A 12,559-nucleotide genomic window follows, 5' to 3' on the forward strand; every position below is an offset into this window, starting at 1 on the left:
GGCGGGCCGCTTGGAGCGCCCTGCATTCGGCAGGAAACCGCCGATGCCGCAAAAAATCGTAAACAGGCGCCAAGTACCCGGCTGGACTTCATGGCCGCCCATCGTCATGAAGTCTGGCTAAACGCCTTGCCAGGGCCTAAGATTGCAGCAGTTACCCAAGGGCTTGAAGCCGGGTACCCGTCGATAAGATTTCAGATAAAGACAGTACCGGAAGGTAGACAGTGAGAAATCAGGGAAAACTCAAACTTGGCGTGCTGTTGGTGGGCCTGGCGTGCTCTGCCGCCGCCTGGGCCGGACTGGGGAAGATCTACGTCCGTTCCAATCTGGGGGAGACGCTGCGCGCGGACATCGAGATGACCGGGGTGCCGCCCGGCGAGATGGACGCGGTGCGGGTGGGGCTGGCCAGCATCGAAACCTTCCAGGCGCTGAACGTCGATTATTCCACCTCGCTGTCGTCGCTGCGCTTCGCGCTGAACGCCAGTGCCCGCGGCGCGATCATACGCGTCAGTTCCACCCAGCCTATCAACGATCCCTATCTTCGCTTCGTCGTCGAGGCCAAGGCGCCTTCGGGCCGCTCGGTGCGCGAATACACGGTGCTGCTCGATCCGGCCAACTACGCGGCCGGCCAGAACATCGTGCAGGACGTGCCCAGCTATGCCGACAGCGACCAGGCAAGCCGCTACCAGGCGGCGCCGTCGGCCAGGCCGGCGCGGGCGGCGGCGGCGCCGGCCGAACTCCGCGTGCGCCAGGGCGCCACGCTGCGTTCGCTGGCGCAGCGGGTCCGGCCCAAGGGCGCCTCGCTGCGCCAGACGATGGCCGCGCTGGCTCAGGCCAATCCGGACGCCTTTTCCGGCGACGTCAACCATCCGCAGCCGGGCTCGGTGCTGAAAGTCCCGCCGGCGCGCAAGATCAAGTCGCTGTCGGCCGAACAGGTGGCCGGCATACTCGGCGACGCCGCCCCGGCGGCGCAGCCGGGCGCTTCCGCCGACAGCCAGGCCGGCGCCGCGCCGGCCGGCAAGGACGTGTTGAAGCTGGCGCCGGGCGATGCGCCCGACAACGCCAGGCTGAACGATCTGCAACAGCAGATCAACGCGCGCGAGAAGGCGCTGCAGGACGCGACCACCCGCATCGCGGCGCTGGAGCAGCAGCTGCGGGCCTTGCAGGCCGGCAAGCCGATGCCGATGCCGGCGTCGTCTGCCATGGCGGCCGCCGCGCCGGCTTCCGCCGCGATGGCCGCGCCCGCCAGCGTGCCGGCTCAGGCGGCCAGCGCGCCGAAGCCGCAGGCCAAGCCAAAGCCCCATGCCAAGCCGGCGCACGTGGCCGTGCCGCCGCCGCCGGCCAAGCCCTCGCTGCTTGACCGGGTGCTGGCCTATCTGCCGCTGGTCGGCGGCGGCATCGTCGCCGTAGGCTTGCTGGCCTTGCTGGGCGTGATGATAGCCCGCCGGCGCGCCGCGGCGTCCTCGCTGGTCGCCGGCAGCGGCAGCGCCACGCTGGGCCGCTCTCCCGCCGCGCCGGGGCCGAACACCGGCGGCGGCGGCAACTCCTTCATGAGCAATTTCACCCAGGCCGCCGGCGCCATCGACGCCGGCGAGGTCGATCCGGTGGCCGAGGCCGAGGTCTATATCGCCTATGGACGCGACCAGCAGGCCGAGGACATCCTCAAGGACGCATTGTTGAAGGACCCGTCGCGGCACGAGGTCAGGATGAAGCTGATGGAGGTGTACGCGGCCCGGCCGGACCCGGTCAGCTTCGAACGCCTGGCCAAGGAGATGCACGTCGCCTTCGACGGCAAGGGCGTGATGTGGGGCCGCACGGTGACGCTGGGCCGCGCGATCGATCCGGACAATCCGCTGTACCAGGCCGAGCCGGAGTCCGAGCCGGAACTGGCGGCGGCGACGCCGGGCGTGATGATAGACCTCGACCAGGAGCTGTTCGGCGGCGACCAGCCGGCGGCCGTGCAAGCGGCGACCGAGCCGGCGGCGGCAGCCGCCGCGCCGGAAGAGGCGGATCCGCTGGCCGCGCTGTTCGACACGCCGGCCGACGGCGTCGAAGCTGCCGCGCCCGAAGCCAGCGCGCTGGATTTCGATCTGGAGGCGATGCTGCCGGAGGAGGGCGCCGCGGCGGCCGGGGAGGCGGCGGCGGAGCCGGCGCCGGCCGAGGCCAATCTGCTCGATTTCGATTTCAATCTCGAAGGGGCGCCGGCGGAGGAGGCCAAGCCGGCGGCGGAGCAGGCCGAGGGACTGGAGTCGCTGTACGCCGACATGCTGGCCGAGCCGGCGGAAGCGCCGGCCGAAGCCGCCGCGGAGCCGGAGGCCAAGGCCGAGGGTCTGTCGGTGCTCGACGATCCGCTCGCGACCAAGCTGGATCTGGCCAAGGTCTACCTTGACATGGGCGACCGCGAAGGCGCGCGCGAAGTCTTGCAGGATCTGTTGAGCGAGGCGCAGGGGCCGCTGCGGGACGAGGCCCAGGCCTTGCTGGACAAGATCAGCAGTTGATCGCTGCGGCCGCGAAAAACCGGGTGTCGGATTCGGCGACGCCCGGTTTTTTTATGTCCCGGCCCGGAGATTCCGGTTTGAAAAACGGATGGGACGCCGCGCCGGTATAATCGCAGCCGACGCGCCGGCGGGAATATCGGCGCCGGCAATCGCAATTGACATGGGATTGCCAATCGAAAGTGCTATAAGGTTTAATTATACGAATCTGCAGAATGCCCGCTTTTATTCGGTGGTCGGGTTTTTTGGGCGAGTGACGGTTTGTTCCGTCGAATCCGGATGGAATCGTGTACGCGGTAAGATTGGGAACCTCTAATGATGTCTGCAAATTTTCGCAAGGCGAGCCTGGCTCTGCTGTTGGCTGGTTTGGGCGGCATTTCCGCAGCGCATGCGGGGCTGGGCCCGATTCACGTGCTGTCTGCCGACGGCGAAGCGTTTTCCGCCGAAATACCGGTGGTGAACGAGGACGTAGAGGATTTCGCCCAGGCCAATCTGGCCGACCGCAACCATTATCCGCTGCTGTCGCCATACAGCGCTTCGGCTTCGGTATTGCAATTCAATCTGGTGCGCGGCGGCGACGGACATATCCAGAAAGTCCTGGTCAGAGGCCCCGCCAGTTTCAATGAGCCGCTGTTGCGTTTCGCGGTCGAGGTGCATTGGCCGGCCGGCAGCCTGGTGCGCGAATTCGAGGTCGATTACAAGCGAGACGGACCGCGCCGCAAGGCGCCGGCGCCGGCCGGCGGCGACGACGGCAAACACCACGCGGCGACGCCGGACCAGGGCTCGCGCCTGGACGGCGCCGGCCTGGGGGACCTGCGCGTCAGCTCCCGGCTGGGCGAGCCGCTGCTGGCGGAGTTGCCGTTGCTGGGCGGCGTGTTCGACAGGGCCGAGCAGGTGCAGGTGGCGATATCGTCCGATATCGTGCAGAGCGCGTCGGCCAGGGAGCAGCTGCAGCAGGTCGCGTCTATCGCCTACCGGCTGGAACGCGCGGCCGACGGCCGCCGCGTGCTGCAGCTGTCGTCGGCCCTGCCGATCACCTCGCCGCGGCTGTCGTTCCGGCTGGAGGTCGCCGCCGGCAACGTCAAGGCGCAGAAAGTCTACGCGCTGGCGCTGGACAAGGCGGCGCCGGTCCATCCGGAGGCCGCGCCGGCCGCCGCCGAAGCGGCCAATCATTACAGCGTGCGCAAGGGCGACACCTTGTCCGGCATCGCCGCGCGCATGCGCGGCCACGCCCGCGGCGAAGACGTCGCGACCCGCTTGCTGAAGGACAATCCCGACGCCTTCATCCGCGGTGACGCCAACAAGCTGCTGGCCGGAGCCGAGCTGCGCTATCCGGCCAAGTGGCGGCTGCTGGACGGAGAGTCCCGCGAAGCCGCGAAACCGGCGCCGACCGAAGCCAAGCCCGGCACGATGGCCAAATTGCTGGCCGACGGGCGGCAGGCGGACCATGCGCAGCCGGCGGCCAAGCCGCCCGTCAAGGCCGAGGCCAAGCCTGTAGCCGCGCCGCAGCCCAAGCCTGAAGCCAAGCCGGCCGTCAAGGCGCTGCCGCCCGCCAAGCCGGCCGCGTCGGCGACGGAGCTGGCGGCCGAGCACAGGATGCGCAGCACGTTGCTGGCCCAGGACCAGGCGCTGAAAGCCACCGAGCAGCGGACCCGGGAGCTGGAGCAGCAGCTTCGCGCGATCCAGCAGGGCAAGGCCAAGGCCGCGGCGGCCCATCCCGCCGCGCCCGCGGCGGAGGCGCCGGCGGACAGGAAGCCGGCCGAAACGGCCAAGCCGTCTCCAGGCGCGATGACCGTGCCGCCGTCCGGGCCTTCGCGGCGGGGCGAGCATGCCGGGCCGCCGGCCGTGATCCGCGTCGAGACCGTTCCGGTCGCGCGGGCGGTGGCGCCGGGAGAGAAATCGCAGCCGAAGCCGGCGCCGAGGCCGGTCGGCATGGTGGACCAGACGCTGGCGGCCTTGAACGACCGCGACGTGCAGATCAAGCTAGGCGGCGCAGCGGCCGCGCTGGCGCTGGTGGCCTTGCTGCTGATACGCCGCAAACGTAGCGGCCCGGCCGACGAGGCGGAGCCGGCCGGCGGCGATCCGGAGAAGGGGGCGTCCGCGCTGCTGACGCTTGGGCCGCTGACGTCGTTGATGGGCTCGCTGAAGAAGGGCGACGGCATCGACCTGGGTTCGGTGGACGTGATGGCCGAGGCCGAGGTCTATCTGGCCTACGGCCGCGACGACCAGGTGATCGCCATCCTGCGCGAGGCGCTGGAGAAGGAGCCGATGCGGCAGGATCTGCGCTACAAGCTGCTGGAGGTGCTGGCGGCCCAGCAGGACAAGGAGCCCTTTGTCCGCGAGGCGACCGTCACCAAGGGCCTGTTCGATCCGAACGGCACGCTGTGGATGAGGGTGTGCGAGCTGGGAAGGGACAAGGTGCCGGGCCACCCGTTGTTCCAGTCCGAAGCGGCGCCGGAGACGGCGGCGATGCCGGGCGTCGGCGCGCTGGAGCCGGAACCGGTGCCGGCGTCGCGTCCGGCGATGTCCGAAGCCGCGGCTGGGCCGGCCGCGGAAACGCCGCCGGCGCCGACTCCCGCGCCGGTTTCGGCTCCGCCGCCCGCTCCGGCTCCGGCCGCCCGGCCGGCTCCCGTCGTCGAGCCCGACAAGGAGAAGATGGAGCTGGCCAAGCTCTACCTGGAAATGGGCGACAAGGAGACCGCCGACACCCTGATCCGCGAGGCGCAGCAAGGGCGTTGACGCGGTGGTCCGCGGGGCCGTTCCGGCCCCGCCCCCCTCTGTATACGCTGGCCGGCGTTGCTGCCATAATAGGGCGAATCCCCGCCGCCCCCGAGGGCGGCCCATCGAATCGCAATCCGAAATCGCAAAGCCTTCACATTGAGCAGTAACACTATTCGAATCGCGCTGGGACTGGAGTACGACGGCCGCGCCTTCGCCGGCTGGCAGAGCCAGCCTCACGGCAACACGGTGCAGGACCGGCTGAATCGGGCATTGGGGCAGATCGCCGGCAACCGCGATGTGCAGACCCACGCCGCCGGCCGCACCGACGCCGGCGTGCACGCGGCGATGCAGGTGGTCCATTTCGATACCGACGCGTCCCGGCCGCTGAACGCCTGGGTCCGCGGCGTCAACGCGCTATTGCCCCCGGAAGTGGCCGTGGTGTGGGCGCGCGAGGTCGGCGACGATTTCCACGCCCGTTTTTCCGCCTTTTCCCGCAGCTACAGCTATTTCCTGCTGACCCATCCGGTGCGCTCCTGCCTGCTGGCGGGCAAGGTCGGCTGGTATCATCAGGCGCTGGACGTGGACGCGATGCGCGACGCGGCGGCGCGCCTGCTGGGCCGGCACGATTTTTCCAGCTTCCGCGCATCGGAATGCCAGGCGAAGTCGCCGGTCAAGGATCTGCAGCAGCTGGACATCGTCGAGGCCGACGGCCTGCTGCGTTTCGATCTGAACGCCGACGCCTTCCTGCACCACATGGTGCGGAACATCGTCGGCGCACTGCTTTACGTCGGCAAGGGCGCGCTGAGTCCGGACGACATGCAGGGGCTGCTGGCCGCGCGCGACCGCACCAGCGCGCCGCCGACCTTCATGCCGGACGGGCTGTACCTGACCGGCGTCGGCTATCCCGACGAATTCGCGCTGCCGTCGCGCTGCGAGGCGGCGCGCCTAAGATTGCGCTGATGTTTTAATCGTTATCAAGCGGATGCGAGGAATCGTGGTCAGAATCAAGATTTGCGGCATCACCCGGCCCGAGGACGGTGCCGAGGCGGCCCGGCTGGGCGCCGACGCCATCGGCCTGGTCTTCTACGGCAAGAGCCCGCGCAATGTGTCGCTGGAGCAGGCGCGGGCGGTGATCGCCGCGCTGCCGCCCTTCGTCACCGTCGTGGCCTTGTTCGTCAATCCCGAACGCGAATGGGTGGACGAGGTGCTGGCCGGCTGCGCGATAGACGTGCTGCAATTCCACGGCGAGGAGACGGCCGAGTTCTGCCGCTCCTTCAAGCGGCCCTATCTGAAGGCGGTCAGGGTGAAGCCGGGCGTCGATCTGATCGAGTGGGCGCGCCGCTACCCGGACGCGCGCGGCCTGCTGACCGACGCCTTCGTCGACGGCGCGCACGGCGGCACCGGGACCACTTTCGACTGGGCGCTGCTGCCGGACGATCTGCCGCTGCCGCTGATCCTGTCCGGAGGCCTGGACGAAAACAACATCATCGAAGCCGTGCGCCGGACGAAGCCGGCGGCGGTCGACGTCTCCAGCGGAGTGGAGGCGGGCAAGGGTATCAAAAATGCCGCCAGGATGGCGGCCTTCATATCAGGAGCAAGACATGGATCGGTATGATTTTCCGGATGCGCAGGGGCATTTCGGCCCCTATGGCGGCGTCTACGTCGCCGAAACCTTGATGGTGGCGCTGGACCAGTTGAAGCAGGAATACGCTCGCGTGAAGGCCGATCCGACGTTCTGGCAGGAGTTCCATCACGAACTCAAGCACTATGTCGGCCGTCCCAGCCCCGTCTACCACGCCAAGCGCTGGTCCGAACAGCTGGGCGGCGCGCAGATCTGGTTCAAGCGCGAAGACCTGAACCATACCGGCGCCCACAAGATCAACAACGCGATTGGCCAGGCGCTGCTGGCCCGCCGCATGGGCAAGAAGCGCGTGATCGCCGAGACCGGCGCCGGCCAGCACGGCGTGGCCACCGCCACCGTCGCCGCGCGCTACGGCATGGAGTGCGTCGTCTACATGGGCGCCGAGGACGTCAAGCGCCAGTCGCCGAACGTGTTCCGGATGAAGCTCTTGGGCGCCACCGTGGTGCCGGTGGAGTCCGGCTCCAAGACGCTGAAGGACGCGTTGAACGAGGCGATGCGCGACTGGGTGACCAATGTCGACTCCACCTTCTACATCCTGGGCACCGCCGCCGGTCCGCATCCGTATCCGATGCTGGTGCGCGATTTCGTGTCGGTGATAGGCAGCGAGGCCAAGGTGCAGATGCCGGAAGTGATAGGCCGTCAGCCCGATGTGGTCGTCGCCTGTGTCGGCGGCGGTTCCAACGCCATCGGCCTGTTCCATCCGTACATCGACGTGCCCGGCGTGCGCATGGTCGGCGTCGAGGCCGGCGGCCACGGCCTCGCCAGCGGCCGCCACGCCGCGCCGATCACCGCCGGGGCCAAGGTCGGCGTGCTGCACGGTTCCAAGAGCTATCTGATGCAGGACGAGGACGGCCAGATCGTCGAGACCCATTCGGTTTCCGCCGGCCTCGACTATCCCGGCGTCGGCCCGGAGCACAGTTTCCTGAAGGACATCGGCCGCGCCGAGTACGCGGCGATAGACGACGACGAGGCCTTGCGCGCCTTCCACGACTGCTGCCATCTGGAGGGCATCATCCCGGCGCTGGAGTCCAGCCACGCGCTGGCCTGGGCCGCCAAGACCGCGCCCACCATGGGCAAGGACCAGGTGATACTGGTCAATTTGTCAGGTCGCGGCGACAAGGACATCAATACCGTGGCCGGCCTGTCCGGCATCACGCTGTAAGGGGGCGAAAATGTCACGTATTGCGAACTGTTTCGCCGAACTGGCCGGCAAAAAGGCGCTGATTCCGTTCATCACCGCCGGCGATCCGAATCCCGGCCTGACCGTGTCGCTGATGCACGGCCTGGTCGACGGCGGCGCCGACATCATCGAGCTGGGCGTGCCGTTCTCCGATCCGATGGCCGACGGTCCGGTGATCCAGCGCGCGTCCGAGCGCGCGCTGACGCACAAGGTCGGTCTGCGCCACGTGCTGGAGATGGTGGCCGAGTTCCGCCGCGACAACGCGAAGACGCCGGTGGTGCTGATGGGCTATCTGAATCCGCTGTGCGCGATGGGCTATGCCGAATTCGCCCGGCGGGCCAGGGCCGCCGGCGTCGACGGCGCGCTGACCGTCGATTGCCCGCCGGAAGAGGCCGCCGAGCTGCAGGCCGCGCTGGACGCCGAAGGCCTGGACACCGTCTTCCTGGTGGCGCCGACGACGCCGCCTGAGCGGGTCGCAGAAATCGCCCGTCTGGCGCGCGGATACGTTTATTATGTGTCGCTGAAGGGCGTCACCGGCGCCGGACATCTGGACATTGATGACGTAGCGCGTAAAATTACTGCCCTCAGGGAACAATTGCCGTTGCCGATAGGCGTCGGTTTTGGCATTCGCGACGCCGCGACCGCCAAGGCCATCGCCGCCACCGCGGACGCGGTGGTGGTCGGCAGCCGGCTGGTACAGGAAATCGAGGCGGCGACACCCGAAACTGCCAGAGAGCAGTTAACCCATCTGGTGGCCGAATTGAAGGCCGCCATCCGCTAGAACACCGACGGGGGCGCAGCGCCCCCGTTGCAATGTGTCGGGAACGATTCCCGGACACCCAGATTCAAGGAGTCAGCATGAGCTGGTTGAACAAGCTCCTCCCGCCGAAGATCAAGCGCGAGAACCGCGCCGACAAACCTTCCGCGGTACCCGAGGGGCTTTGGAGCAAATGCCCGGAATGCGAAGCGGTGCTGTATTACACCGACTTGGAGAGCAATCTGCAGGTATGTCCCAAGTGCAGCCACCACCATCCGTTGTCGGCGCGCGAGCGCCTGAACCTGCTGCTGGACGAAGAGGGCCGGCGCGAGGTGGGCGAGGAGGTCAAGCCGGTTGACATACTCAAGTTCAAGGACAGCAAGAAGTATCCGGACCGCCTGTCCGCCGCGAAGAGCGACACCGGCGAGGACGACGCGCTGGTGGTGATGCAGGGCAGCATCCATTCGCTGCCGGCGGTCGTCGCGGCGTTCGAGTTCAAGTTCATCGGCGGCTCGATGGGCTCGGTCGTCGGCGAGCGCTTCGTGCGCGGCGTGCGGGCGGCGGTCGAGGCCAAGGCGCCGTTCATCTGCGTGGCGGCCTCGGGCGGCGCGCGGATGCAGGAAGGCCTGAACTCGTTGATGCAGATGGCCAAGACCAGCGCCGCGCTGCAGTTGCTGAGCGAGCACAAGCTGCCGTTCATCTCGGTGCTGACCGATCCGACGATGGGCGGCGTCTCGGCGTCGTTCGCCTTCCTCGGCGATGTGGTGATGGCCGAGCCCAAGGCGCGCATCGGCTTCGCTGGCGCTCGGGTGATCGAGCAGACCGTGCGTGAGACGCTGCCGGAAGGTTTCCAGCGCGCCGAGTTCCTGCTGGACAAGGGCGCGGTGGACATGGTGGTCGACCGGCGCGAGCTGAAGCGCAAGATCGCCGATCTGGTCACGCTGCTGATGCGGGAGCCGGCCGTCGTCTGAACGGCGCCTTCCCCGCATCGATGAAACGCCGCCAGTGGGCGGCGTTTTCATTTGGACCGGCAGCCCTGCAGCGCGCCATTGAATTGCGGCAGGAATTGCGGCCCTTCGCGGGCGAGGAAGGCCTTGCCGAAATAGACGCCCATCGGCAACGCCTCGGCCCGCTCGCTGCGCAGCTCCGCCTGCAGCCCCAGCCGCGCGATCAGCGCGTCCATCGCGTAGTTGTTGCCGAGTACGGCGTCCACCCGCCGCGATTGCAGCATGCGCAGCAGCAGCTCGCTATTGGGCGGCGTGGCGGTCAGGCGGTAGCCGTGCTCACGCAGCCAGCCGTCCATATTGGAGCCGTTGAAGGCGCCGATGCGGGCCTGGCGCTTGAATTCCGGGTCGGATGGGGACAGCGGGCTGTTCTTCAGCAGATACCAGCGGCGCTCGTACGGAATCAGCGCGTCGGAGAGTACGGCGTAGTCGTCCCGTTCCGCCGATGGCGTGGCGGCGAAGAAGCCGTCGGCCTGCTGCAGCTGGACCAGCAACTGCGCGCGCGCCCAGGGCAGGACGTCTATGGTGTAGGCGCGCTGCATCTTGTTCAGCGCGCAGGCGACGATCTGGACGGTCAGGCCGTCGGCCTGGCCGTTGTCGCGGGTGAAGGAAAGCGGAGGCTGCTGGTGGGTGGCGAGACGGATGGGGTCCGCCGGAAAGGCGCAGGACGCGGCCAGCAGCAGGAGGCTGGCCTGCAGGAGCTTGTGCGTGGTCGCATGCGGCATGATGGGTTCCGGTTGGCGGGCGGACCCGTCTTCTTCTTAGCGTAAGAAGATGGCGGCGGAGATTGCAAGCCATTTCTCTCGCCGCCATCACCCATCGCATGCGGCGCTCAGTCGGCTTGAGCCAGCGCTTCCAGCTGCTCCTGCACTTCCATCCATTCCTCTTCGACGATTTCCAGCCGGCTGGCCACCTCGCCCTGGCGTTTCACGCTGTCGGCCAGCTTCTGGCGGTTGGCGTCGTCGTAGGCCTCGCTGGAGGACATGAAGGCTTCCAGCCGGGTTTTCTCGTCGCTCAGCTTGTTCATTTCCTGTTCCAGCTTGGACAGGCGGGTTTGCAAGGGTTTGCGTTGCTTGGCCAGCTGCTGGCGAGCCTCGGCTTCCTGCCGTTTCTGCTCCTTGCGGTTGACGCCCTGGGCGTCGCCGTCGGATGGCTTGCCGGCCTCGGCCAGCTGGGCGAGGCGCCACTGGCGGTAGTCCTCGAGGTCGCCGTCGAACGGCTGCACCTTGCCGCCGCTGACCAGCCAGAACACGTCGGTCGTCGATTCCAGCAGGCTGCGATCGTGCGACACGACGATCAGCGCGCCGCTGAAGTCCTGCAGCGCCAGCGTCAGCGCGTGGCGCATCTCCAGGTCCAGGTGGTTGGTCGGTTCGTCCAGCAGCAAGAGGTTGGGCTTCTGCCAGACTATCATCGCCAGCGCCAGCCGCGCCTTCTCGCCGCCGGACATCGGGCCGACCGGGTCGGTGGCGGCGTCGCCGCGGAAATTGAAGCCGCCGAGGAAGCTTCTGAGCTCCAGTTCGCGCGTCGTCGGCGCCAGCCGCTGCATGTGCTGCAGCGGCGATTCGTCCGGCCGCAGCGTCTCCAGCGTGTGCTGGGCGAAATAGCCTATCTTCAGCATCTGCGCGTTGACGCGCTCGCCGGCGCGCGGCGCGAGATCGCCGGACAGCAGTTTGACCAGCGTCGACTTGCCGGCGCCGTTGACGCCCAACAGGCCGATGCGGGCGCCGGCCTCCACCGACAGGCTGATGCCGGACAATATGGTCCTGTCGCCGTAGCCGGCGTCGGCCTTGTCCAGCTTCAACAGCGGATTCGGCAGGTGTTCCGGGCTGTCGAAATGGAAGTCGAACGGCGAGGACGAGTGGGCCGGCGCGATCCGCTCCAGCTTCTCCAGCGCCTTGACCCGGCTTTGCGCCTGGCGCGCCTTGCTGGCCTTGGCCTTGAAGCGGGTGATGAACGATTCCAGATGGGCGATCTGGCGCTGCTGCTTCTCGTACTCGCCCTGCTGGCGCGCCAGTTTCTCGGCGCGCATCACTTCGAACTGGCTGTAGTTGCCGGTGTACAGCGTCAGCGTCTGATTGGCGACTTCGACGGTATGGCTGCAGATGGCGTCGAGGAAGTCGCGGTCGTGCGAGATCACCAGCAGCGTGCCCGGATAGGCCTTCAGCCAGTCCTCCAGCCACAGCACCGTTTCCAGGTCCAGGTGGTTGGTCGGCTCGTCCAAGAGCAAGAGGTCGGAGCGGCACATCAGCGCCTGGGCCAGGTTCAGCCGCATGCGCCAGCCGCCGGAGAAGCTGGCCACCGGGCGCTGCTGGGCGGCCTCGTCGAAGCCGAGGCCGGTCAGCAGCTTGCCGGCGCGGGCCGGGGCCGAGTAGGCGTCGATATTGGCCAGCTCGCCGTGCAGATGGCCGATGGCATTGCCGTCGTGCCTGTCTTCGGCGTCGGCCAGCTGCGACTCCAGCGCGCGCAATTCCTTGTCGCCGTCCAGCACGTAGTCGAGCGCGCTGCGCTCCAGCGCCGGCGTTTCCTGCGCCACGTGGGCGACGGTCCAGTTCGGCGGCAGCAGCATGTCGCCGCCGTCGGCGTGCAACTCTCCGAGCAGCATCGCGAACAGGCTGGACTTGCCGACGCCGTTGGCGCCGGTCAGGCCGGCCTTGTAGCCGGGGTTCAGCGTCAGGTTGGCGCCGATCAGCAATTCCTTCAGGCCGCGGCGCAGGTTCAGGTTCTTCAGTTGGATCATGTCTGCTTTTCGGCCGCGCGGCCCGT

General features: G+C 68.0%; 9 protein-coding genes. 7 read left to right on the forward strand and 2 right to left on the reverse strand.

Translation table 11 applies throughout. The annotated features are described in order from the left end of the window. Positions 1-221 precede the first annotated feature (221 nt). From WNM05_RS10685 to accD, 7 genes are all read left to right on the forward strand, one after another. Complete coding sequence (locus tag WNM05_RS10685; protein ID WP_434634880.1) at positions 222-2,495, forward strand: FimV/HubP family polar landmark protein; 2,274 nt, start codon at positions 222-224, stop codon at positions 2,493-2,495. Between the two features lie 312 nt (positions 2,496-2,807). Further along, a complete protein-coding gene (locus tag WNM05_RS10690) occupies positions 2,808-5,231 on the forward strand; it encodes a type IV pilus assembly protein FimV (protein WP_434634882.1) in 2,424 nt (807 codons plus the stop codon). A gap of 153 nt (positions 5,232-5,384) precedes the next feature. Then, entirely contained in the window at positions 5,385-6,173 is a 789-nt protein-coding gene (gene truA / locus WNM05_RS10695; protein ID WP_434635145.1) for a tRNA pseudouridine(38-40) synthase TruA, read from the forward strand. 31 nt (positions 6,174-6,204) lie between these two features. After that, positions 6,205-6,828 carry a phosphoribosylanthranilate isomerase gene (locus WNM05_RS10700; RefSeq protein ID WP_434635146.1) on the forward strand — a complete coding sequence of 208 codons (624 nt, stop codon included), beginning with the start codon at positions 6,205-6,207 and terminating at the stop codon, positions 6,826-6,828. Continuing rightward, the gene (gene trpB / locus WNM05_RS10705) at positions 6,815-8,017 is read left to right on the forward strand and encodes a tryptophan synthase subunit beta (protein WP_434634885.1); all 1,203 of its coding nucleotides are present in this window, start codon (positions 6,815-6,817) and stop codon (positions 8,015-8,017) included. Before WNM05_RS10700 ends, trpB begins: the two co-directional genes overlap by 14 nt. A 10-nt stretch (positions 8,018-8,027) precedes the next feature. Then, on the forward strand, positions 8,028-8,816 hold the full coding sequence (trpA, locus tag WNM05_RS10710) for a tryptophan synthase subunit alpha (protein WP_434634888.1): 789 nt from the start codon (positions 8,028-8,030) through the stop codon (positions 8,814-8,816). A gap of 77 nt (positions 8,817-8,893) precedes the next feature. Further along, complete coding sequence (gene accD / locus WNM05_RS10715; protein WP_434634889.1) at positions 8,894-9,763, forward strand: acetyl-CoA carboxylase, carboxyltransferase subunit beta; 870 nt, start codon at positions 8,894-8,896, stop codon at positions 9,761-9,763. Positions 9,764-9,810: 47 nt separating this feature from the next. On the opposite strand, the gene WNM05_RS10720 is transcribed toward accD, so the two are convergent. Beyond that, positions 9,811-10,521, reverse strand: a complete 711-nt coding sequence (locus WNM05_RS10720; protein WP_434634891.1) for a substrate-binding periplasmic protein — start codon at positions 10,519-10,521, stop codon at positions 9,811-9,813. A 107-nt stretch (positions 10,522-10,628) separates the two neighbouring features. Next, a complete protein-coding gene (locus tag WNM05_RS10725) occupies positions 10,629-12,533 on the reverse strand; it encodes an ATP-binding cassette domain-containing protein (protein ID WP_434634893.1) in 1,905 nt (634 codons plus the stop codon). Between the last annotated feature and the right edge of the window lie 26 nt (positions 12,534-12,559).

Source organism: Chromobacterium sp. CV08, from assembly GCF_051129845.1.
In the GTDB taxonomy this organism is placed as follows: Bacteria; Pseudomonadota; Gammaproteobacteria; order Burkholderiales; family Chromobacteriaceae; genus Chromobacterium.